The organism is Paucilactobacillus oligofermentans DSM 15707 = LMG 22743 (genome assembly GCF_001434315.1).
Taxonomy (GTDB): Bacteria; Bacillota; Bacilli; order Lactobacillales; family Lactobacillaceae; genus Paucilactobacillus; species Paucilactobacillus oligofermentans.
This window is the reverse complement of sequence record NZ_AZFE01000031.1, coordinates 396495-420814: the sequence shown is the minus strand read 5'-3', so window position 1 is coordinate 420814 and position 24320 is coordinate 396495. Positions and strand designations below refer to the sequence as shown.

The window sequence follows — 24320 nt, the reverse complement described above, 5'->3', positions numbered from 1 at the left end:
AGTCAAAATAGAGATAGATAAATTTTTTATTTTGAGGAGAAAGAATTATGAATGAAGAAAAAAAGTATTTTGATGCGTTTATTAAATCGTATCTATTTTCATTAAAGTATTTACAAGATTTTATTTCAGCACCCGCCAGTGATTATAAAATATCATTTGATCAATATTTAATTTTACATGAAATTAAAGAGGCTACCGGTGATTTAACATTGATGGAAATTGCATCACGACATCGAGTATCACGTTCGGCAATTTCACGTCAAATTAGCAGCTTGATGGATCGTGGATTTGTGATTCAAAAGATTGATAGTAATGACCGTCGCCGGAAGATTTTACAATTAACCGCTGAAGGGAATAACGTTGAAGGTAAATTATTAGAAGCAGGGTTAGAACGGGCTCATGATTGGTTAAAAATTTTTGGAGCTAACAAATTATCAGATGTCTTGAAATTTATTGATGATTTTTCGACAGAAGTTATTTCGAAGGAAGAAACATATTTTTCTGACCGAATAAACGACAAAAAAAATAAAAGCTAAACTTAAATTCGAGGTAATGAGATGAAAATTTTAGTAATCGGTGCTCACGGAGCAATTGGACAAATGTTAATTAAGCAACTGGCAGCCAATGATAATGAAGTTCTAGCTGCCGTTCGTGACGTTAAGCAACTTGAACAGACTAAGCAAATTACACCAGTTGCATTTAATTTAGAAGATTCATATGAAACATTAGCTAAAGCAATGGTTGGTATGGATGCGGTTGTTTTCACTGCAGGCTCAGGTGGTAAAACTGGTGCTGATAAAACTATTTTGATTGATTTAGATGGTGCTGTTAAAAGTATGAAAGCCGCAGAGATGGCTGGAGTAAAGCGATTTGTATTAGTTAGTGCATTATATGCTGAAAACCCGGAAATGTGGTCAGATGGCATGCGACCATACTATGTTGCCAAGTATTATGCAGATGAATGGTTGAAAAATAATACGTCATTGAACTATACAGTTATTCGTCCCGGTTCATTGACTAATGATGAACCAACCAATCAAATTGCAGTTTCAACTGGTAAAGGTGATGCAGGCAAAATTCCGCGAGCGGATGTTGCAACGGTGATTAGTGAAGTCTTAGCTAATGAGCATATGGGTCATAAAATTTTCAATGTAATTACTGGTAATCAGGCTGTTAATGATGCGATAAATAATTTTTAGGATATCCAAGGATATAATTATTGTAATCGCTTCAAAAATGTTATAATGAACTTATTAAAGTTAATTGAGAAGGGATGAGTTATTATGAATCAAGTTTATCAAAATATCTTAGTTCCAATGGATGGTTCCAAAAATGCGAAGTTAGCCTTGGAAAAGGCTGTATCAGTTGCTAAACGGAATCACGCACATATTCATTTGCTTAATGTACTTGATACACGTTCAGTTACGTATAATTATGCGGGAATGTCAGATGGAAGCATTACGTATCAATTAGTTGGTGAGTCTAAAGAATATTTAAGCGCATTAGCTGATCATTTACGTTCAACGGATAGTTTTACAGATGTTGATATCCATATTCGATTAGGTAATCCTAAAACGGTTATTTCATATGATTTCCCACAGGACCATCCCGTTGATTTGATTATTATGGGTGCTAGTGGACTGTCAGCTGTACAACGTGCAATGATGGGATCAGTTACATCCTTCGTTAATCGGAACGCAACTGCTGATGTTTTAGTTGTTAGAACACCATTAGAAACTAAATAAATAATCTTAGCAAGTAATATTTGGCCGCTGTGTCAAACTAGTTACTTGCTTTTTTTGTCCAGTTCAGTGAGAATGGATATAAATTAGGAGGGATATTTATTTTTATTAGAAATGCTGAACCGGATGATGCTGAACAGATTGTGCCGTTGTTGTCCATGATTTATGATGAAATGGAATTGGAAGAGTTTGAATCAATTCCAGAAGCGGACCCACAGCGGCTAATTAAGCAATCTTTTAGTCATCGATCGATTTTAGATATGGTGGCCACAACATTAGTAGCAGTTGAAGATGGAAATGTAATTGGAGTAGCGTTTGGTTATCCAAACACTAATGAAGATGCGGTTAACCGAGTTTTCTTAGATGTTGCTCAAAAAATACCATCAATTAATACAGCTGAGTTATTTACCGATCAAGAAGCAGTCAGTGATGAATTCTATTTAGATTCATTAGCGGTTGATGAAGATTATCGTGGGTATGGGGTTGCGACTAAGTTAATTGATGAAATGGCTGCACATGCCAATGATTTGGAATACGAAACATTGGGATTGAATGTAGATTTAGCCAATCCAAAAGCTGAAAGATTATATCGAAGATTAGGATTTGTGGAAGAAAGCAAAATTATGATTGGCGATCATCAGTATCGTCATATGCAAGTTGATAGTGATACGGAGATGCTTGTATAAATTAGCTGATAAAAAATATAAAGGACCAATTAATCATTAATCGATTAGTTGGTCCTTTTAATATGCACTATTTTAAGCGAAATAAAAAAGTAACCCAAGGGCTACTTTTTAAATGATTATGTTTATTGTTCTTCATACCATGAATAGTGGAAGCTACCAGGACGATCATTACGTTCGTATGTGTGAGCACCAAAATAATCACGTTGTGCTTGTAGAAGGTTAGCAGGTAACACTTCTGAACGATATGAATCGTAATAAGTAACAGCTGCACTAAGAGAAGGAACGGGAACACCAGATTTAACAGCAAGGGCAACAACGTCACGAATTGAGTCTTGGTAACGTGCGGCGATATCCTTGAAGTATCCGTCTAATAATAGGTTAGTTAATTTAGCGTCTTTATCAAAGGCATCAGTGATACTTTGAAGGAATTGAGCACGAATGATACATCCTTCACGCCAGATTTGAGCCAATTCACCAAACTTAAGATCCCAACCGTATTCTTCAGAAGCAATTCTTAATTGTTCAAAACCTTGAGCATAACTCATGATTTTACCAAAGAAGAGGGCTTGACGAACTTTTTCAATTAATTCAGTTTTATCAAATTCAGGTTTAGATGATGGTCCAACAAGTTCTTTACTTGCAGCAACACGTTCTTCTTTCATCATTGAGATGTAACGAGCGTAAACTGATTCAGTAATAACTGATTGAGGGACACCAATTGCCAATGCATCTTCTGAAGACCATTTACCAGTACCTTTGTTAGCACCGCGATCTAAGATTGCATCAACGATTGGTAAGTTCTTGTCGTCACCAAGATCATCTTTACGAGTAAGGATGTCAGCAGTGATTTCAACAAGATAACTTTCAAGTTCGCCTTCGTTCCATTCTTTGAAGATGTCAGCCAATTCATCAACTGAAACACCACCAACACGGCGAAGAATATCAAAACTTTCGTCAATTAATTGTTCATCACCATATTCAATTCCGTTATGAACCATTTTAACGTAGTGACCGGCACCATTAGCGCCAATGTAATTAACACATGGTTTACCATCTTTAGCTTTAGCAGCGATTTGTGTCAAAATTGGTTCAACCAAATCATAAGCTTCTTTTTGACCACCCGGCATTAGTGAAGGGCCTTGGAGGGCACCTAATTCACCACCAGAAACTCCCATACCGATAAAGTTAATTCCGGATTCATCAAGCTTCTTGTTACGAGCAATCGTATCGTGGAAGTTTGTGTTACCACCATCAATCAAGACGTCATGTTCGTCAAGAAGTGGCAATAATTCATCAATAACAGCATCAGTAGGGCCGCCGGCTTTAACCATCATCAAAATACGACGTGGCTTTTCAAGTGAATTAACAAATTCTTGAACAGTAAAGCTTGGAACAAGATTTTTTTCTGAATGATCTTTCATCATATCATCTGTTTTTGAACGAGAACGGTTATAAACACCAACTGTAAAACCGCGACTTTCAATATTTAAGGCAAGGTTCTTACCCATAACGGCAAGACCAACAACGCCAATTTGTGCTTGTTTATTAGACATTAGACACTCTCCTTCAAAAATTAATAACTGGTTACATACATATATTAACACGATTGTTCTAATACTAAAACTGAAAGTATTGAAAAAAGTTAAAAAATTCACAAATTGATTATTAAGAAAATTTAGTTATATAGGATTAAGGATGATTACGATGATGTTTATCATAAACAGTATTCTTTAGCGGTTATAACGTTACTGTTATAAGTAAATTAATAACTTGGTCACAACCTTACTTTCATTAAGTTAAAGCAGGATAAGGTTAATGATAGTGAATTGTTTTTCAAAGTAATTTTAGGTTAAATGATTTTAAAATTAACGGGTTTAAAAATAAATGATAAAATTGTTGACAAATAGTTCGGTACCGAACTATAATGATTTCCGTAATAAAGTTCGGTACCGAACTAAAATTAATAAGGAAGTGATCTCATGTCATTTGTTTCAGACGATCTAATGAAACAATTGAGCTTTATCGGTAGTGCCAGTTCAGCATTTATGAGTCAGCAACAACAAACGTTAACGGGGCAAGATCGAGTTTTAGCTGTATTAGCAAAAGAAAATAATTTAACGCAAAGTTATTTGGCCGAAATTTTAGATTTAAGACCAAGCTCATTAGCAGAATTATTAAAAAAAATGGAAAATAGTGGAGACATTATTCGAATTGAAGACGACCAAGACAAACGAGTTAAACATATTCAATTAACAACTCAAGGTAAAAGTAAAACATCTAAGTTGGCATCATCGAAAAAAAGTAATGCTAGTGATACTTTTTTGACAGGATTAGATGATCAGCAACAAGTTGAACTTAGAGATGCATTAGGAAAAATCATTGCTGGTTGGTCACCTGAATTTAGAGCGCATTCTTCACGGTATATTGATCCAATGGACAGATTACAGGCTATGCAACAAATGCGAGAAGAATGGCTTGAAAAGGGTGGTATTGATCGCAAGATGTCACGTCATGATTTACAAGTAATATTTGAAAAAAGATTCGAAGAATTTCATCAAAATAATCATGATTTAGATAAATGGAATCCCTGGAGTCGATTTAAAGATTAAGGAAAGAATATCTAGTTAATTAAAACTAGTGCATAGGACAGGGTTATGGATCGTAATGGAAGTTTTGAAGAATTACCAAAATCCAATGGAACATTTAAACTGAAAGATTTTTTAAAATTAATTAATAGTGTTAATCCTAAAAAGGGGTTATTTATTATTGGATTAATGTTTAGTTTAGTTACTAGTGGGGCAAGTTTGATTGTGCCACAGTTAACGAAAAAATTAATTAATTCTAGTGGACTATCACATCTGGATACGAGGATGATTGCAATCTTAGTTATCGCTTTTATTGCGCAGCTAGGATTTGGTGCGGTTGGCGGATTTTTACTGCGATATGTAGGTGAAACAGCGGTTAAAACGCTAAGAGAAAAACTATGGAAGCATTTATTGGAATTACCAGTCGGTTATTTTGATGATCATAAGTCAGGTGAAAGTAGTTCGCGAGTCGTGAACGATACAAGTGTGATTAAAGACTTGGTAACTTCGCAATTTCCAAGTTTTGTTACGGGTGCCATTCAATTAATGGGCTCACTGATAATCCTATTTTTAATGGATTGGAAAATGGCAACCATTATGTTTAGTGCAGTTCCTATTTTTGCTTTAATTATGCTACCAGTTGGTCGGATGATGTCGCAAATTGGTCGTCAATTACAAGCAACAACAGCAAGCTTTAATGCCGATGTTAGTGAGAAATTATCGGAAATCCGCTTGATTAAATCAAGTAACGGCGAAGCATTTGAACAGAATAGTGGTCGTAACTTAATCAGTAATATTTTTAAATTAGGAATTAAAGATGCAAAGATTGAAGCGGTAATTCAACCGGCAATGACAACTGCAATGTTGATATTATTCGTCGGAGTACTTGGTTATGGAGCAGTTAGGGTTCAAACTGGGACATTAACTAGTGGTGATTTAGTAGCATTTTTAATTTACTTATTTAATATCATTACACCAGTTACCACTTTTGCTACGTTCTTCTCACAAGTTACCAAAGCAATGGGAGCGACAGAACGGATTCAAGAAATGTTTGATACCAAAGTAGAGGCCGATACGATTTATACTGATCAACAGTATGATGTTGCAGGTAAAACGATTACTGCTGATAGGTTGTCGTTTAGTTATGATGAGGAACACCAGGTTTTACATGAAATTTCATTTGAAGCTAAACCGAACACTGTGATTGCGTTTGCCGGTCCTAGCGGTGGCGGAAAATCAACAATTTTTTCATTATTAGAGCGATTTTATCGGCCAATGGGTGGTGAAATTAAAATTGGAAATGATAACGTTGATCAAATTGATTTAGCGAGTTGGCGTTCCCAGATTGGATTTGTATCTCAAGACAGTGCTGTTTTTGCTGGCACCATTCGTGATAATTTACAGTATGGGTTGGATCGTGAATTAAGTGATGATGAATTATGGCAGGGTTTAAAGTTAGCTTATGCAGAACAATTTGTTGCAGATTTTCCTGAACGATTAGCAACTGAAATTGGTGAGCGTGGAGTTAAGTTATCTGGTGGTCAAAAGCAGCGGATTGCAATTGCGAGAGCATTTCTACGTAATCCTAAAATTTTAATGTTAGATGAAGCGACTGCTAGTTTAGATTCACAGTCAGAAGAAAAAGTTCAACAAGCATTAAATCAATTAATGAAGAACCGAACAACTTTAGTGATTGCTCATCGATTATCAACAATTGTCGATGCTGACCAAATTTACTTTATTGAACATGGAACGGTAACAGGACATGGAACGCATCTTGAAATGATTAAGAATCATCCGTTATATGCAGAATATGTTAATGAACAAGTTGTAAATTAAGTTTTAAATAAAAATGGAGTATCGTCATTTTGACGATACTCCATTTCATTTATATGATTATTTTTCTAATTTATAAACCCATGAACGACCATCACGTTCAAGTAATTCATCGGAAGCTTTAGGTCCCATTGTACCAGGACGGTAGTTAGGGAATTGAGGATCTTCAATGTTCCAAAGACGACGAATAACATCAACGAACTTCCAAGCATAAGCAACTTCAGACCATGAGGCAAAGTTAGTACTATTACCTTCCATGGCATCATGCATTAAACGTTCGTATGGTTCTGGAACTTCTTTTTCAGATTCAGCATCTTGGAAGAAGTCCAAATTAACTGGTTCGGTTTCAAATCCTTGGCCCGCACTTTTAGCATTAACTGTTAAAGCAAAACCAGATTTAGGTTCAACATAAATAGTTAATACGTTAGCAGACAATGCAGCATCTGATTGTTGTGGGAAGGCGAAGATGTCGATGAGTGGCTTTTTGAAGACAACATCGATACGAGTGAATTTATCAGCTAATTTCTTACCAGTACGGATGTAGAAAGGAACACCAGACCAACGATAGTTATCAAATAATAATTTACCGGCAACAAAGGTTTCGTTGTTTGAACCTTCTGGAACGCCATCTTCATCACGATAATCATTACCTGTTTCACCAGCAGAATATTGGCCACGAACAAAATTGCTAGCGGCTTCAACAGCTGAATATACACGTAGGCTACGAAGAGCCTTAACCTTTTCAACTCGGACATCAGCGTCTGTAAAGGCAACTGGTTGTTCCATAGCAAGTTGACTGATGATTTGCATAATATGATTTTGAACCATATCACGAAGTGCACCAGAAGTATCGTAGTATGAAGCACGTTCTTCAACACCGAGGCTTTCGCTTAGTGTAATTTGAACGTTATCAATATAACGATTATTCCAAAGTGATTCAATAATTGTGTTACCAAAGCGGAGGGCTTCGATATTTTGAATCATTTCTTTACCAAGATAATGATCAATTCGGAAAATTTGATCTTCATTAAAGGTTGAAGTTAATTCATCATTAAGTTTTTTGGCAGATTCATAATCACGACCAAATGGTTTTTCAATGACCAAGCGGTTATAGCCGTTATCAGAAATCAAACCTTGTGATTTGATGTTTAAGGCAATTTCACCAAAGAAGTTAGGTGCCATTGAAAGATAGAAGACCCGATTACCTTGGGCTTCAAATTTTTCATCAAGTCCCTTAATTGCATCATTCAAAGCAGAATAATGGGCTTGGTCAGTAACGTCATGAGCGACATATTCAAAATGGCTAGCAAACTTTTCAGCTTCAGCTGCTGAGTTTTCAAGTCCGCTAATTGATTCTTTAACTGCATCCTTGAATTGATCGGTTGACCAATCAGCACGTGAAGTACCAAGAACACCGAAACGTTCTTTTAAATATCCCTTTTGGTATAACTTGAAAAGTGATGGATAAAGTTTTCTTTTAGCAAGATCACCTGTTGCTCCGAAAAATGTAAAAATTGCAATATTCTCTTTTGTCAAAATGCCACTCCTTCAATTTTATGCCTGAATCAATAGACAAATTTCGTAATATCCTAATTATATACTCTCTTAAATCAATGTGCACGCTTAAAAATAAACCGGTTACACCGAAAATATCACAAAAAAACAAAACAATCAATTGGACTGTACCGATTATTGTATTTGGTAAACAGTTTTACTTGATTGTTCTTGAATTGGTATATATTGTTCAGTTATTTGAATTAAAAATAAATTTATTTTTTTCAGCTAAAATTCCGGCCATCATGAAGATAATTATGACTAAAATTATGAAAATTTCGCTAACATACCAAGAGCCAGTTATATTTTTCAAGGTACCAGTTAGGATTGGACCAATGGCGGCGAGCAGATAACCAATTGCTTGAACCATGCCAGACAATTTGGCGGTTTGGGTAGTAGTCTTAGTTTTTAAACCAAATAATGTCATAGTTAAGGTAAATGTCGTCGAGGTTGCAATTCCAAGGAGCGCGTTGATAACGATGAAATATGAAATTGAGTTAATTGAAAATAATAGCGCAACCACGCCTAAGATAGTTGTTGCAGCACTAATAATAATAACGGGACTTCGATTGGTCATTTTAACGGCTAAAGTTGGAACTATAAATGGTGGGATAATTGAAACGAGTTGAAATAGTCCAGCGAGTAAGCTGGCATGAGTTTCTGAAATTCCGCTCTCAATGGCGATTGTTGGTAACCAGGCAACCAAGGTGTAGAAAACTAATGAAGAAAGTCCAAAATAAATTGCGATTAACCAGGCACTTTGATTACACCAAGGATTTATTTTTTCAACGTTAGTTGTTTTTTTAGCATTAATTTTGGCAGTTCGTAAATTTGGTAGCCATAAAATAAAAGTGGTTAATATCAAGAAACTTAAAACTTGAATTGCAAATTGCCAATTAGTTGCTTTAGCTAAGGGTGCGCTGAATCCGGCTCCGATGGAACTAAACAATGCGAGTGAAAAGGTGTAGATACTAGTCATCATCCCAATTTTGTTGGGAGCTAATTCGGTAACAATCGCGGGTAATAAAACATTAATAAAAGTGATGCCCATCCCGACCATGATTGTGCCAATAAAGAGTGTGGGAATATTAATAATTCGTAAGTAGGAACCAATAAATAAAATTAATAAGGCAATCGCAATGGTAATTTCATTTCCTAAGCGTTGGCTTATTAAGGGGACGATAATTGAAATTAAACCAAAGCAGATTAGTGGGAGGGTTGTTAAAATACCGAGATTGCTGGCGTTCGTACCAATGGTCTTAGCAATCTCATTAATAATTGATGGAATGGATGTAATTGGCATCCGCATACAAGCGCCTAATAGAAAAATACCAAGTAAAAAGAAAAATCCTTGTCGATGTGTTTTTGACAAAAAATCACTTCCTATTCGTTTGCAAGTTAAATATTAAGGTTGAATGTCTGGCTTAAATAATTGAGTTGCAGCAACTGCGTTTTTCCAGCCATGATATAACAGCTGTCGCTTATCGGATTGCATAACGGGCTTGAAAATTTTTCCATCCGCAATAATTTGCTTAAGTTCATTGGTATTATCCCAATATCCGACGGCTAATCCAGCTAAAAAGGCCGCTCCTAATGCGGTAGTTTCTTCTTCGGCCGCACGATCAATTTCAATATTTAAAATATCCGCCTGAAATTGCATCAGATATGTGTTACGAGATGCACCGCCATCGGCTTTTAAGGTGGTGATGTCTAATTTAGTATCTTGAACCATCGTGTCGATAACATCTTTGGTTTGATAAGCGATTGATTGTAAAGTTGCTTTAATAAAGTCATTTTTATTAGATCCACGAGTGAGGCCAAAAACTGATCCGCGAGCGTCGGGATCCCAATAAGGTGAACCAAGACCATTAAAGGCAGGAACCACATAAACTTCATCATCGTTGGTAGAAGCTAAGGCCGCTTCACGTGATTCAAAAGCGTTATTAATCATCCCGAGGTTATCTTGGAGCCAATCAACGGCTTGCCCAGCCACGAAAATTGAACCTTCAAGGCCATAAGTGATTTTACCATCAATTCCATAGGCAATCGTGGTAATTAGATTACTATTTGATAGTTGTGGTTTGTCACCAGTGTTCATGATAATAAATGAACCTGGACCATAGGTGTTTTTGACATCGCCAACTTCAAAGCCTGCTTGACCAAATAATGCGGCCTGTTGATCTCCAGCAATCCCTGAAATAGGAACTGAAGCACCGTAAAATTGTAGGGTTTGAGTCGTTGCATAAATCTCTGAACTAGAGCGAACTTTAGGCATCATTTGAATTGGAATATTAAGTAAGTCTAATAATTCTTGATCCCATTCGAGGGTATGAATATTGAATAACATTGTCCGACTGGCATTAGAGTAGTCAGTGACATGTGTGGCGCTATCTGATAATTTCCAAGCAATCCAAGAATCAATGGTTCCAAATAATAAATCGCCATTTTCGGCTGCTGTTTGGGCGCCATCAACGTGATCGAGGATCCAACGAATTTTGGTTGCTGAAAAATAAGTATTAATATTTAACCCAGTTTTATCGCGAAATTTATCGACGTAACCGGTTTCAATTAAGTGGTTAGTAATTTGACTAGATTGTTGTGATTGCCATCCAATTGCATGGTAGATTGGTTCACCGGTGTTTTTATCCCAAACAACGGTAGTTTCACGTTGGTTGGTAATACCGATGGCAGCAATATTTTGTGGCTGAATGCTTGTATTAATAAGAATTGTGGCAATTACTTGTTGAACAGCGTTCCAAATTTCATTGGCCTCATGTTCCATCCAGCCTGGTTTAGGAGTGAAACTTTTCAGTGGCCGTTCAGTTTCTGCAATTTTAAAACCTTTGTGGTTGAATAACATTGCCCGAGTTGTTAAAGTCCCTTGGTCAATTGATAGTATATATTTGTCTGGTTTATTTAAAGCCATGTAATAACCTCCAATCGTGTAATAGGTGACTTCATGATATCATTTTTGATCACAGTTTTACACTAAAATGACATTGCTCGGTTTGACGTAGCTAGTAATTACCCCTATAATTGAAAAGCTAACCAATCGGTCGGAGGAAAATAAATGTCAGCACAGGTATACCCATATCTATCATTTGAAAGTGCAAAAAATGCTATCGCGTACTATACAGAGGTCTTTTTTGCGACAAACCAATATCGTCAAGAAATCTCAGAAGACCAAGCTGAAGGCTTTGGATTACCACTAGATAAGCTTGAAGATACCACGATTCATGGCGGCTTTACGATTGCTGGCGCTAAAATAATGTGTGCAGATGCAATTATGGCAGCACCACAGACATCGTCACGCGTTTCAATTTTATTGAATTTTAGTCAAGATGATAGTAATGAAGCCCAAGCACTATTTGATCATGTCGCACAATCACAAACGGGAAGAGTTATTTTTCCAATCAGTGAACAAAGTTTTGGTGGTGGCTTAGGTCAGTTAGTGGATAAATATGGAATTACTTGGATGTTCCGAGTCGAATCAAATAAATAACGATAAGCACTGCGTCTTCTTTGGGTTGTATATGGGAGATTCAGTGCTTATAATTTATTTGAGATCATATTAAAAAAATAAACTTGAGGTAAAAAATGACCAAGACGTTAAAATTAAAATGGATTGTGGTGGCAAGCTTTTTAAATAATGCTGGTGCATCACTGATGTGGCCATTGACGACGGTTTATATGCATAATTATTTGCATCAAAGTTTGTCTACTGCTGGGATTGTATTATTATTTATGGCATCAGCAATGGTGGCGGGAAACTATTTAGGTGGTTGGTTATTTGATCATTGGAGTCCATATAAAACGGCGGTCGTGTCAGTTACAATTGCAATGGTGGCAGTGTTTTTATTGATTTTTTCAATGATTGGCCAATTTTTGCATTATTATTAACGATTGTTGGTTTTGGAGATGGAGCTAATATCACGGTTGTTAACGCCTATGCTGCTTCAGTTAAACGACAACAATCTAGATTTGTTTTTAACATTTTATATATGGCATTGAATCTAGGTGTGGTAATTGGGACATTGGCAGTTGGTATCTTGTTACCAATGGGGATTCAAATTGTGTTTGGTGTAACCACGATGTTTTATGTATTATTTTTCTTGGTGACAGTATTTACGTTTAATGTGCCAATCGAGAAATCCTCAATTAAACCACTGGATGAACATGTAGGTATTCAAAGCAAGCAAATATCAAAATTAGTATTGTTAATCTGTGGATTAGTTGTTGCGACGTATTTAAGCTATACGTTGTGGGAAAGTGTGATGGCGGTTCACCTAACTAATATGCACATTCCGTTTTATGCTTATAGTCTTTTATGGACGATTAATGGCGTTTTAATTTTAATCGGACAGCCATTTGTTAACATGTTAGCACCGTATATGAAGTTGAAACGACAAATTGAAATCGGCATTATTATTTTTGCAATCTCATTTATAATGTTAATCTTCATTCATTCTTTTATTGGCTTTGTTCTAGATTTTGTCGTGTTAACAATTGGCGAAATGTTAGGATTACCAGGTATTCCAGCCTGGGTTGATGAGCTTACACAACAATCAAATACCGGTAAATATCAAGGCATGGTTAACATTTCAATTTCAATTGGCCGGGCATTAGGCCCACTATATGGTGGGCTAGTAATCGATCATTTAGGTTACTCAAGTTTGTTCTTGTCAGCTGGGATATTGATTACTTTAAGTTTAGGGATTGTGTCATTACAAGTAACTAAAATGAGAAAAATTAGCTAAATCGTCTACATTCAGTAGGCGATTTTTTTGTTGAATGTATTTTTACGGTATACTAGGAGCAAAATTATTATTTAAGGTGGTTAATGATGGATAAAATTGTGTTGATTGGGGATGCTGCATCCAAAACGGGGATGGAAAAATATATGAGAAATCAATTTCCGTTTGTTGGGGTGCCAAAGCCAGAACGAGTAAATCAAACTAAGAGCTATATTAAGCAGTCGAAAATAGTTCCGGTTGATGAGCTAATTGAAACAATTAATGAACTCTATTATAGAAGAGAACGCGAATATAAATATTTGGCAATTGATTTAATTCAAGCTAATTATCAACGATTTACCTTTGAAAATATGGTGGTAATTGCTCAATATTTCCAAGAAAAGCCATGGTGGGAAACGGTTGATACGCTTAGGGTTCCATTTGGCAAATATATGTTATTACATCCAGAAATCACTGCTAAAATCTTTAATATTTTCAGTGGTAATGATGATTTTTGGATGCGACGAGTTGCGATTACAATGCAACTTTCATTTAAAGAAAAGACCGATACTAAAATTTTGACAGAAATGATTTTACCAGATAGGGCTACTGATGAATTCTTTATTCAAAAAGCAATTGGATGGGCGCTGAGAGATTATAGTAAAATCAATCCCGATTGGGTTCGTAAATTTATCGAAAAAAATGAACTGTCAAAATTGGCAGTTCGTGAAGGATCGAAATATTTATAATGAGATGATTATTCTCGAGTTTGTTTAATAACAGAGTTAATACGAGCTAATTTAGGGCTATTATGTTTAGATTCATCTCGCATTACTGACATATAAAGACAATCGATAATACTCATTTGTGAAATTAATGAAGACAATGCTTGTGAACGGTATTTTGAATCATCGGAAACAGAATAAAAGGTTGTAGTTCCTAATTTAGCAAGTGTTGACGCTGAAAAACTGGTAATTACAATGATCGGCACACGATTTTCTTTGAGAATCCGTGCCATTTTTAATGTATCCAAATTTTGACCTGAATGGGATATGACAATTGCACAGTCATTTTCATCCATTTTAGCCGCTTGCATTAGTGCCATATGATAATCAGAATTGAAAATTGCTTCGACTTGAGTCCTTAAAAATTTATGGTAACCATCTAGTGCAACAACTTCTGATGCACCTAATCCAAAAAAAGTTAGTTTTTGACAATTTTTTATTAAATCAACAGCTTTATTTAAAGATGTTTCAGTTAATAAATCAAACGTTTTGTTCAGTGATGAACTATTGGATCGGAAAACTTTTTCAGCAACTAAAATATTAGGATCGTGATTATCGATGTCAACGGCCGCAATATCTGGATTATCAAGCTGTTGTTTAATGGCTAGCTGCAATTCAGGATAATTATCGTAACCAATTCGCTTTGCAAAACGAGAAATGGTTGAGACAGAAGTATCAATGGAATCTGCTAATTCCTGGATTGATTTGTGATTACTTTTTTGCAAGTTATTGATTAGAAAGTCAGCTATTTTTCGACTACTAGCTCCGAGGCTAGGCCGTTTAGAATAAATTCTATCGAAAAGTTGAAGTGACATGTTTATCCTCCTGATTGATGATAGATATATTATACCAGATTGTGAAAACATTTGCATGGTTTGCATAGTTTTGACTTGCAATTTGATAGTTATTTGCATATAATGACTCGTGTAAGTAAAAACAAACAAAACGAAAGAAGGACTTTTAGTATGCGTGTTGGAATGATCGGCCTTGGTAAAATGGGTCTTAACTTAACGAAGAATATGCTTGATAATGGAATTGAGGTTGTTGGATTTGATTTGACAACTGAAAATGTAAAGGCTGCTGAAGAAGCAGGTGCTATTGCAGCGACAAGTCTTGAAGATCTTGTTTCTAAATTAGGTGACACTAAAATTGCCTGGTTATTATTACCAGCTGGTAAGCCAACTGATGCTACTATTGAACAATTAACAACACTACTTGGTAAAGGTGATTTAGTTGTTGATGGTGGTAACTCAAACTTTAAGGACTCAATGCGTCATAATGAAATCGTTACTGCTGCTGGTATGTATTTCTTTGATTGTGGTACATCAGGTGGCCAAAGCGGTGCACGTAATGGTGGTAACTTTATGATTGGTGGAGACGATGCAGATATCTTTGCTAAGTATCTTGATCCAATTTTCAAACCTATCTCTGAAGAAGATGGTTACTTATATACTGGTAAAGCCGGTTCAGGTCACTACTTGAAGATGGTTCATAATGGTATCGAATATGGTATGATGCAAGCTATTGGTGAAGGTTTTGATGTTCTTGAAAACAGCCAATATGACTATGATAATGAAGCTGTTGCTAAATTATGGAACCATGGATCAGTTGTTCGTAGCTGGTTAATGGAACTTACTGAAGCAGCCTTTGCTAATGATCCACATCTTGATGAATTGCTTGGACGTATGCATTCATCTGGTGAAGGTCAATGGACACTTCAAGAAGCTCTTGAAATGCAAGTACCAACTCCAGTTATTGCTATGTCATTGATGATGCGTTATGATTCAATGCGTAACCCAGAAACTAACTTTACTGGTAAAGTTGTTGCTGCAATGCGTGCTGGTTTTGGTGGACATGCAGTTGATAAAGCATAATTAAATTAATTAATATAAATCAGTATAACTCAATGAGTTATACTGATTTTTTGTATGCTGTAATAGCAATTGTGCTTATTTTTTTGTATGATAAAAGAAAGTACATTTCGGAGGAGTAATTAATGGCTAAAATTGAAATTAGTAAATTGTCAAAAAGTGATAAGAAAAATATTGGATTAGAAGATTTTTCTCATCAGTTTGAGTGTGAAACCGTATCAGCAATTGCTAGCGATAGCGACGACACAGTTAAGGTATTATTTGATATTTTAGCTGGACACTCTAAAGTAGATGATGGTGATGCCTTAATTGATGGTCAAAAAGCATATGCAAATCGAAAGAAATTGGCTTATCAAATTGGTTATTTAATGGCTGATGAACGCAATATTTTGCATGGAACAATAGATGAAATTATTAACGGTGTGATGAAAAAAAGCCATGGTGGAATTAGTAAGGATCAAGTAACCGCAATCTTAAAACAATTAGATATTCATTTAATTGAACCAGTTGATGGTTTGGAACCTGGTAAGTTGCAACAGTTACAAATTGTGATTGAAATTGCCAAAGGAAAAGCAGTTTTACTATTGGATAACCCGACAACCGCAATGAATGACTTACAACGAACGCAAATTTGGCAATTACTAAGAGATTTTGCAAAAAAAACCAAGGCAACGATTATTTTTAGTAGTACGTCGGTTGCTGAAATGCAGTATTTTGCTGATGAAATTATTTATCTAGCAAATGGCAAAGCAAGACATGTTCAAAAATTAATAACGCACGATACGACTGATTGCTTAGTAACTGTTAAAGGTAGTGGCTTTCCAGTTTCATTGGCAGAAAAATTAGGAAGCTTTGTTATTCAAGAAGCCGATGATGAAATTAAGTTTATTTTTAGTGGGAATATTCAAGCTCTATTACCATTATTAGAAAAAAGTACGATTAAGGATATCAGAATTAGTGATGTTAGTGTAAAAGAAGAATTAATGAGGTTTTAATTGATGAATCATGTGTTAGTTGTTAATCAAATGAATAATGATCTAGCTGCTATGACGGTTGATAAATTTGAAGACTATGACCTAGATAATGTCTTTTCTAAATTAAAAAATGATGATATCTTGTTATGGTTATCAAACTCGTCAAATGTTGAATCGCAAGTATTTAAGTTAATTGATGTAATTGATGATCAAAACTTGAAATTAAAAAAAATGGTGATGCTTGTGATTGCGGGTGTTAATGGTGAAATCATGATTGATCAGCAAGAAAAACTGTGGGGACCTGATTTTGAAAATTTAATTTTAGATTCTCAATATGCCATTAAAATGATTGACGAACTGGAAATGCCATATATAATTGTGAGAATTCCAATCGTGGTGAATGAAGAAACAGCGGTAGAAATTTCTAATGAAGGTAGTCAATTTAAGGGTAATCAAATTGGTCTTCACCAGTTGGCTGACGTAGTAGTTGAAGCATGTTTGACAGATCATTACTTAAATCAATCAATTGGGGTTTCAGAAGGATAAATAAAAATGGTGGTACAAAAAATGAGTATTCGATCACAATTTAAAATGCCCAAAAGGTTAGTCGTTAAAATCGGGACGAGCAGTTTGATTTATCCTGATGGACAGTTAAATCTAAAAACAATGGATGAGTTGGCGTTCACGCTTAGTGCGGTACAAAATCGTGGCTTGGAGGTAGTTTTAGTTACTTCAGGGGCAATTGGTGTTGGCCTAGATCAAATGCATCTGACTAAACGGCCAGTAGAGATTGCAAGGCAACAAGCAATTGCAGCAATCGGTCAAAATGAATTAATGGCAATTCTTAATCAACGATTTGCCAGTTATAGTCAGCAAATTGGGCAGATTTTGTTAACTCACGATGTGATGGATTATCCAATTAGTAAAAAAAATGTGTTAAATACGTTCGAACAACTGTTATTAATGGGGGCTATTCCGGTTGTGAATGAAAATGACAGTGTCTCAGTTGATGAAATGGACCACTTAACTACTTTTGGTGATAATGATCAATTATCAGCATTAGTTGCAACAGCAATTGATGCTGATTTGTTAATCATCTTGTCTGATATCGATGGACTGTTTGATGCTGATCCACATACTTGTACGAATGCTAAAACCATTCCATTAATTGATGAAATTACTGAAGCAGTTGTTAATTTAGCTGGTGGAACAGGAACTAGATTCGGGACTGGCGGAATGGTGACTAAGTTGAAAGCAGCTAAACGAGTTATTAATGCTGGTCATCAGATGGTTTTAGCAAACGGCGAAGACCCAAAAATTATTTTTGATATTTTAGCTGGAAAGTCAATTGGGACATTATTTGCAGCTGATTGTTAGACGAAGGGGTGAATTTTCATGGATGATTTAATTCGAATGGGCGAACAAGCGCAACAAGCGTCACGACAGTTAGCTCAGTTAAGTACCGCGCGTAAAAATAAAATCTTGAAATTAGTGGCACAGGCATTACGTCAATTTAAAAATGAAATTATTGTAGAAAATAATCAAGATCTAGTGAATGTAACTGGATTAACAGATAGCTTTATCGATCGTCTTACCTTAGATGATAAGCGAATCGAACAAATTGCGACGGGGGTAGAACAAGTAGTTACGTTATCTGATCCAATTGGTGAGATTAATAAAGGTTGGAAAACGGAAGATGAATTAGCAATTACCAAGCAACGTGTGCCACTAGGGGTGATTGGGATGATTTATGAAGCACGCCCGAATGTGACGGTTGATGCATTTGCATTAACGTTTAAAACGGGAAATGCAGTCATTTTACGGGGTGGGAAAGAATCATTATTGACAAATATTAAATTGGTCGCGGTGATCAAAAAAGTACTTCGTGATAATGATATTAATGAACATGCTGTACAAGTTTTACATGATACAGCACATGAAACGGCTAATAAAATGATGTCTTTAACGGATTATATTGATGTCTTGATTCCTCGAGGAAGCGCAAGATTAATTAAAACCGTGGTTGAAAATGCAAAAGTACCTGTAATTCAAACTGGCGCCGGAAACTGTCATATTTATGTTGACGAATTTGCACAGGCTAAAATGGCAGTTAATATTATTGTTAATGCGAAAACCCAACGGCCATCTGTGTGTAATGCAGCCGAAAAAATTGTGATTCATTCGGTGGTAGCAACAAAGATTTTACCAATGATTGCTAAGGCATTAAAACCATTTAATGTAGAATTACGCGGGGATGAACAAGCAAGAAAAATCTTACCTGATATTAAGCTAGCTACAGAAGAAGATTGGCAAACTGAATATAACGATTATATTATGGCAATTAAAGTTGTCGACTCGATTGATGATGCAATTAATCATATTAATAAATATAATACTAAGCACTCGGAAGCAATTATCACGGATAATTATGCTAATAGTGAAAAATTCTTACAGCAAATCGATGCGGCATGTGTCTATGTTAATGCATCAACCCGGTTTACTGATGGGTTCAAATTTGGATTTGGTGCTGAAATTGGAATTAGCACTCAGAAACTTCATGCACGAGGCCCAATGGGACTCGAAGAATTAACGTCAACGAAATACTTAATTCGAGGTCATGGTCAAATTAGAAAGTAAATTTAAAAATAATAATAAATTCAAAAAAACTATTGCACTTTTTTTGCCTTTCTGGCAGAATATTAAGAGTACGTTAGTTTTATTGCTCATTTAGCTCAGCTGGCAGAGCACTTCACTAGTAATGAAGGGGTCACAGGTTCAAATCCTGTAATGAGCATAAATATATTATTTGAGGCCATCCAATCGATAGATTGGGTGGCTTTTTATAAATGCTATTTTTTGTTATCCTACATTGATATTTAAAAAATCATATATATTCCAATCATCTATAAAGTGCGGCTTTTTTCTAGCTGCACTTGGTGTTGTTCCAACTAATGATTTAAAAGTTCGACTTAAATGTGCCTGATCGGAAAAGTTTAATTTTGCCGCAATTTCTGAAACAGACAAATTTGTAGTAGATACTAATTGTACAGCACGATTAATTTTTATAATTATCTTAAAACGAGAAATGGAAATACCAACTTCTTGTTTGAAAATAGTAGATATATAATGTTCAGAAAGTCCTAATTGATTACTTAATTCCGGTACTGTTATATTTGTTTCCGGTGAGTTAATAATTAACTGATATATATGCCTAATATTTTTTGATAGATGAAAGTTTTTAAGATTCTGAACATGAAATGCCATGTCTTTTAATATATCTTCTATTTTGTGCATAACATCATCGAATACGGAAAGTGATTCAATAGTAATTACATATTGATCATTTAGTGAGTATGCTTGATCGTAGTCCATACCTGCATTAATAGCTGCTCGTAAGGTCACTGATACACATATAATTCCCCAATTTTTAATACTTCTGATTTCCCCTTTATTTGATAAGATTCCAATCCTTCCTGAATTAATTAATCGCATAAAGGTAGAATGAATTGCTGAAGAATCACCTAACATAACTGCGGATTTTAATGCGCGCTCATAAACATAACTTATATGGACGCCATCTTTATTTATGTTTACTGTATTTATAGTATCGTCTAATTGAGTTGATGTAATTGCATGATTAAAGGATATATCTATATCATCATTGTCTAAATTTAATTTAATTAGTTTTGCAAAGAAACGTATTTGTTGATAACATTGAATTTTATCTAAGATCACGGTGCTTAGTATTTTTGACAAATAAATTATTTTATAATTTAAATTTATATGTTCACTTTTTTGATTATTATTAATAATTTCAGGCCCAATTAAATAGGTAACGTCTTTTTTTTTGAAACAAAAGGTAAATAAAGTTTGACTGTGACATAAAACGAAAAAGCCATCATGTTTCGGAATTAGTTTTAACATAGATATGTAAGAATTAGTAAGAATAGTTCCTTTTTTAAATTTAATATTAATTTTTTTATTACAAGTTTGTAGCTCAATTGAAGGGCTACTTAATGAGCTCATATACATTTGTTCAAGTGTCATCATTCTTAAACTCCTTTAAAAACATTCAAAAAATAGGATATATGTTCAAGTTCAAATAAACAAACAGTATTATACTACTTTTTGTAAACGCTTACATGTAACTACTATTAATTATTTAGTTTTTATAAGTTAGTTTGATTTTAAGGAGGAAATTATTTTGAAAATATATGTTAATTCGAATACATTTCGTAGTGGGGATGGAACAGAAAAATTCCCTTATAAATTTATTAATGAAGCTGCTCAAGTGGCTCTTCCAGGTGATGAAGTTTTGGTTTTGCCTGGTACGTATCGAGAAAATGTTAACCCGGTTTATTCTGGTACAGAAGATAAAAAAATATCGTATAGAAGTGTGGAACCTTTAAAAGCTACTATCACAGGAGCTGAAGTTATTAATCATTGGGAAAAATATCAAGGTGATGTATGGGTTACACAAATTAATAATAGTGTTTTTGGAAAATATAATCCATATAAAACGTACGTAGCTGGTGATTGGTATTTTGGACCGGTAAATAAACATACAGGTGCTGTGTACATGAACGATATTCAATTTTATGAAACAACATCGTTAGATGATTGCATTGAAGGAAAAGAATATGCAAGATCTTGGGATCGTAATAATTCTATATATAAATGGTATACAAAGCAAAATGAAGAAAAAAACGAAACTATTATTTATGCTAACTTTCATGAAAAAAATCCTAATGAAGAATCTATTGATATTAATGTTCGTCGTGAAGTATTTTGGCCAAAAGAAACGGGTATAAATTATATTACTGTTAGTGGGTTTAATTTAAATAAAGCCGCTACTACATGGGCACCACCAGCTGCTTATCAAGATGGATTAATCGGTCCACATTGGTCCAAAGGATGGATAATTGAAGATTGTGATATTAGTTATAGTAGGTGTGCAGGAATATCACTTGGAAAATATAAAGATCCGGATAATGATCACTATTTTACTTATAAACATATTAAAAGCCCGACTCAGATGGAGCGTGATGCAGTATGCCGCGGTCAGTACCACGGATGGTTAAAAGAAACAATTGGACATCATATCGTTAGACGTTGCGATATTCATAATTGTGAACAAGATGGTATCGTTGGGAGGCAAGGTGGCGTATTTAGTTTAATTGAAGATAATCATGTTCATCATATTAATAATATGCAGGAATTAGCAGGTGCCGAGATTGCTGGAATTAAAATACATGCAGCAATTGATGTTATTATCAGGCGTAATCGCTTTGACCATAATACTATGGGGCTTTGGTGTGATTGGGAAGCTCAAGGAACTAGAATTACACAAAATATATTCGACCATAATTATGCTCCCGATGGGACAGCCCCACGTTTAGATGGTGCTATGGCTAGCCAAGATATTTGGGTTGAAGTTAGTCATGGGCCAACAACGATTGATAATAATTTGTTGTTATCTAAATCATCATTAAAAATTCCGACCCAAGGACTTGCCGTAGTTAATAATTTAATTTTAGGAGCATTTACATTCATTGGAACTGGCACCGATTGTCCTGGAGGTGGGGAACCACAGCCTCGTTACACACCATATCATATTCCACATCGTACCGAAGTTGCTGGATTTATGACTATTCTACATGGAGATGATCGTTTTTATAATAATATTTTTATTCAAAAATGGCCGGCTATTAACCCTAATCCTGAAGATAATGAGGAAGTTGGAACTGCCGTATTTAATGATTATCCAACATATGAAGAGTGGTATGAACCATTTAAGTATTTAGAAGGTGAAATAGCTAAAGAAAAAGATATGGAATCACTTAAAGAGAATCACTTTGCTCATCTACCAATATGGGCAAGTGGAAATGTATATTTTAATAATGCTAAAGCCTGGGAAAAAGAATCAAATAATTTAATTAATAATAAAGATAAAATAGAATTTGAACTAATTGATACTAATAAACAATTATCAATTAAAACGAATTTATATGATTTTATTGATGATTTTAGAGACAATGTTATTACTACAAATGATTTGGGAACAGCGTTTGAGCCGGAGCAACGTTTTGAGATGCCGAATGGTGATGATATCAATTTTAATGAGGATTATTTTGGTAATCTTAGAGGTGTATCCACAATTCCAGGTCCATTTACCTCCTACAAAGTAACTACTAATAAATTATGGTGAAAGCATTTAGATAATTTATAATCAAGATTTAAGTACTTTAGAGGAGGATGAAAATATGGACGAAAGTAAAGTGATAGTAAAAAGTAAATTCCCTTATCGTTTGGGATTTGGACTATTATTTGGTTTATTAGGATGGTTAATCCCCTATTTAGGAGTCAATTCAACATTATTGCCTGCTAAAATTCAGCAGATTGCTCCAAATGAAAAAGTTCAAATTATTGCTGTTTTAGCAACAATTGCAATGGTAGTTGCAACAATTGCAAATATTGTTGAAGGGGCACTTTCTGATAGAACTGTTAGTAGATTAGGCAAACGGAACCCGTGGATTATATTTGGTATGATTAGTACGTTAATTTGTTTTTTCTTTTTAACAAAAGTGACAACAATTACGGGTATTATTATTAACTGGTCAATATTTCAAATTGCTCTTAACATGATGGTCGCTCCCATCGTGGCGTTTATAGCAGATAAATCACCAAAGAAATATAGAGGATCAATTTCCGCTTTTTATGGTGTAGGTATGAATATAGGAACTCCTGTAGGTACCATAATTGCTTCACAATACCTAACTAATATTAATATTGGTATTTATATTTTTATGGGGCTAGAAGTTATTTTTACAATTACAGGATTATTGTTAATAGGAGATGGCAGTAATAAAGGTGAAAAAGTAAAAAAATTAAGTGGTTCAGAATTGCTAGAAGCTTTTATCTTTCCAATACACGGCGATGTTAGAGACTTCTATCTAGCTGTTTTTGGTAAACTGCTATTTGTTTCAGCACAATTTGTCATTACCGGTTATCAATTATATATTTTTATTGATTACATGAAATTGTCATCAACCAATGCTACTCATAATTTATCGATTATGTCTGTTATTTTATTAATTACAGGAGTTTCGTTTGCAATTTTGGGAGGTCCGCTTGCTGATAAATTTCATAGTTTAAAATTGTTAGTGGCTGTATCTACGATAGCTATGGGCCTTGGAGTAGTTATACCAGCAATTGATCCGGCCCCTTGGACAATGTTTATTTATGCAGGATTAAGTGGTGCAGCAATGGGAATGTATAATTCTGTTGATCAGGCATTGAATGTATCAGTGCTTCCAAACCCAAATAATGCTGCAAAAGATTTGGGTATTGTTAATTTAGCTAATTCACTTGGACAAGTACTGGGACCAATAGTAGCTTCAATAATTATTGGGTTTTCTGGTTATAGAATGATGTTTCCAGCTGCAGGCATAATGTGTCTAGTTGGTGCTGGTTTAATTCTTATGATTAAAAAGGTACGCTAACAAATAAAAATGATTCCTAATTATTAAATCTACATATAATAATTAAGAATCA

The 24320-nt window shown here is 34.8% G+C and carries 21 protein-coding genes, 1 tRNA gene and 1 pseudogene; 17 read left to right on the top strand and 6 right to left on the bottom strand.

Annotated features, from left to right (window positions below):
- The first annotated feature begins 47 nt into the window (after positions 1 to 47).
- The 4 genes from FC70_RS05640 to FC70_RS05625 all read left to right on the top strand — a co-directional run bounded on the left by FC70_RS05640 (position 48) and on the right by FC70_RS05625 (position 2428).
- Positions 48 to 536: a MarR family winged helix-turn-helix transcriptional regulator gene (locus tag FC70_RS05640; RefSeq protein WP_057890020.1), complete on the top strand. Its 489-nt coding sequence runs from the start codon at positions 48 to 50 to the stop codon at positions 534 to 536.
- A gap of 21 nt (positions 537 to 557) precedes the next feature.
- Positions 558 to 1199: an SDR family oxidoreductase gene (locus tag FC70_RS05635; RefSeq protein ID WP_057890019.1), complete on the top strand. Its 642-nt coding sequence runs from the start codon at positions 558 to 560 to the stop codon at positions 1197 to 1199.
- 84 nt (positions 1200 to 1283) lie between these two features.
- Positions 1284 to 1745, top strand: a complete 462-nt coding sequence (locus FC70_RS05630; protein WP_057890018.1) for a universal stress protein — start codon at positions 1284 to 1286, stop codon at positions 1743 to 1745.
- Between the two features lie 155 nt (positions 1746 to 1900).
- Entirely contained in the window at positions 1901 to 2428 is a 528-nt protein-coding gene (locus FC70_RS05625) for a GNAT family N-acetyltransferase (protein WP_235804079.1), read from the top strand.
- 122 nt (positions 2429 to 2550) lie between these two features.
- On the opposite strand, the gene gndA is transcribed toward FC70_RS05625, so the two are convergent.
- Positions 2551 to 3981 (bottom strand): NADP-dependent phosphogluconate dehydrogenase, encoded by a 1431-nt coding sequence (gene gndA / locus FC70_RS05620; RefSeq protein WP_057890016.1) that lies wholly within the window; start codon positions 3979 to 3981, stop codon positions 2551 to 2553.
- Positions 3982 to 4407: 426 nt separating this feature from the next.
- Between gndA and FC70_RS05615 the strand changes: the two genes are divergently transcribed.
- A complete protein-coding gene (locus FC70_RS05615; protein WP_057890015.1) occupies positions 4408 to 5037 on the top strand; it encodes a MarR family winged helix-turn-helix transcriptional regulator in 630 nt (209 codons plus the stop codon).
- Between the two features lie 45 nt (positions 5038 to 5082).
- Positions 5083 to 6852 (top strand): ABC transporter ATP-binding protein, encoded by a 1770-nt coding sequence (locus FC70_RS05610; protein ID WP_057890014.1) that lies wholly within the window; start codon positions 5083 to 5085, stop codon positions 6850 to 6852.
- Between the two features lie 57 nt (positions 6853 to 6909).
- Here the strand turns inward: FC70_RS05610 and zwf are convergent, their stop codons facing one another.
- The 3 genes from zwf to glpK all read right to left on the bottom strand — a co-directional run bounded on the left by zwf (position 6910) and on the right by glpK (position 11329).
- On the bottom strand, positions 6910 to 8385 hold the full coding sequence (gene zwf / locus FC70_RS05605; RefSeq protein WP_057890013.1) for a glucose-6-phosphate dehydrogenase: 1476 nt from the start codon (positions 8383 to 8385) through the stop codon (positions 6910 to 6912).
- 208 nt (positions 8386 to 8593) lie between these two features.
- On the bottom strand, positions 8594 to 9775 hold the full coding sequence (locus tag FC70_RS05600) for an MFS transporter (protein ID WP_057890012.1): 1182 nt from the start codon (positions 9773 to 9775) through the stop codon (positions 8594 to 8596).
- A 33-nt stretch (positions 9776 to 9808) separates the two neighbouring features.
- On the bottom strand, positions 9809 to 11329 hold the full coding sequence (gene glpK / locus FC70_RS05595) for a glycerol kinase GlpK (protein WP_057890011.1): 1521 nt from the start codon (positions 11327 to 11329) through the stop codon (positions 9809 to 9811).
- 144 nt (positions 11330 to 11473) lie between these two features.
- On the opposite strand from glpK, the gene FC70_RS05590 reads away from it, so the two are divergent.
- The 3 genes and pseudogenes from FC70_RS05590 (at position 11474) to FC70_RS05580 (ending at position 13885) form a co-directional block, all read left to right on the top strand.
- Positions 11474 to 11905 (top strand): VOC family protein, encoded by a 432-nt coding sequence (locus tag FC70_RS05590; protein WP_057890010.1) that lies wholly within the window; start codon positions 11474 to 11476, stop codon positions 11903 to 11905.
- A gap of 95 nt (positions 11906 to 12000) precedes the next feature.
- Positions 12001 to 13160 (top strand): annotated as a pseudogene (locus FC70_RS05585) (MDR family MFS transporter).
- Positions 13161 to 13246: 86 nt separating this feature from the next.
- A complete protein-coding gene (locus tag FC70_RS05580; protein ID WP_057890009.1) occupies positions 13247 to 13885 on the top strand; it encodes a DNA alkylation repair protein in 639 nt (212 codons plus the stop codon).
- Between the two features lie 8 nt (positions 13886 to 13893).
- On the opposite strand, the gene FC70_RS05575 is transcribed toward FC70_RS05580, so the two are convergent.
- Complete coding sequence (locus tag FC70_RS05575; protein WP_057890008.1) at positions 13894 to 14736, bottom strand: MurR/RpiR family transcriptional regulator; 843 nt, start codon at positions 14734 to 14736, stop codon at positions 13894 to 13896.
- Positions 14737 to 14886: 150 nt separating this feature from the next.
- On the opposite strand from FC70_RS05575, the gene gnd reads away from it, so the two are divergent.
- The 6 genes from gnd (at position 14887) to FC70_RS05545 (ending at position 19560) form a co-directional block, all read left to right on the top strand.
- Positions 14887 to 15795 carry a phosphogluconate dehydrogenase (NAD(+)-dependent, decarboxylating) gene (gnd, locus tag FC70_RS05570; RefSeq protein WP_057890007.1) on the top strand — a complete coding sequence of 303 codons (909 nt, stop codon included), beginning with the start codon at positions 14887 to 14889 and terminating at the stop codon, positions 15793 to 15795.
- A gap of 122 nt (positions 15796 to 15917) precedes the next feature.
- Positions 15918 to 16787, top strand: coding sequence for an ATP-binding cassette domain-containing protein (locus FC70_RS05565; RefSeq protein WP_057890006.1), 870 nt, complete (start codon positions 15918 to 15920; stop codon positions 16785 to 16787).
- Positions 16788 to 16790: 3 nt separating this feature from the next.
- Positions 16791 to 17312, top strand: coding sequence for an NAD(P)H-binding protein (locus tag FC70_RS05560; RefSeq protein WP_112278643.1), 522 nt, complete (start codon positions 16791 to 16793; stop codon positions 17310 to 17312).
- 21 nt (positions 17313 to 17333) lie between these two features.
- Positions 17334 to 18143 carry a glutamate 5-kinase gene (gene proB / locus FC70_RS05555; RefSeq protein ID WP_057890292.1) on the top strand — a complete coding sequence of 270 codons (810 nt, stop codon included), beginning with the start codon at positions 17334 to 17336 and terminating at the stop codon, positions 18141 to 18143.
- 18 nt (positions 18144 to 18161) lie between these two features.
- A complete protein-coding gene (locus FC70_RS05550) occupies positions 18162 to 19403 on the top strand; it encodes a glutamate-5-semialdehyde dehydrogenase (protein ID WP_057890004.1) in 1242 nt (413 codons plus the stop codon).
- Positions 19404 to 19487: 84 nt separating this feature from the next.
- Positions 19488 to 19560: transfer RNA gene (locus FC70_RS05545), tRNA-Thr, on the top strand.
- Between the two features lie 65 nt (positions 19561 to 19625).
- On the opposite strand, the gene FC70_RS05540 is transcribed toward FC70_RS05545, so the two are convergent.
- The gene (locus FC70_RS05540; RefSeq protein ID WP_057890291.1) at positions 19626 to 20813 is read right to left on the bottom strand and encodes a helix-turn-helix domain-containing protein; all 1188 of its coding nucleotides are present in this window, start codon (positions 20811 to 20813) and stop codon (positions 19626 to 19628) included.
- Positions 20814 to 20970: 157 nt separating this feature from the next.
- Here FC70_RS05540 and FC70_RS05535 point away from each other — a divergent pair, with 157 nt between their 5' ends.
- Complete coding sequence (locus FC70_RS05535) at positions 20971 to 22974, top strand: right-handed parallel beta-helix repeat-containing protein (protein WP_057890003.1); 2004 nt, start codon at positions 20971 to 20973, stop codon at positions 22972 to 22974.
- Positions 22975 to 23029: 55 nt separating this feature from the next.
- Positions 23030 to 24268 (top strand): MFS transporter, encoded by a 1239-nt coding sequence (locus FC70_RS05530; protein ID WP_057890002.1) that lies wholly within the window; start codon positions 23030 to 23032, stop codon positions 24266 to 24268.
- Positions 24269 to 24320 lie beyond the last annotated feature (52 nt).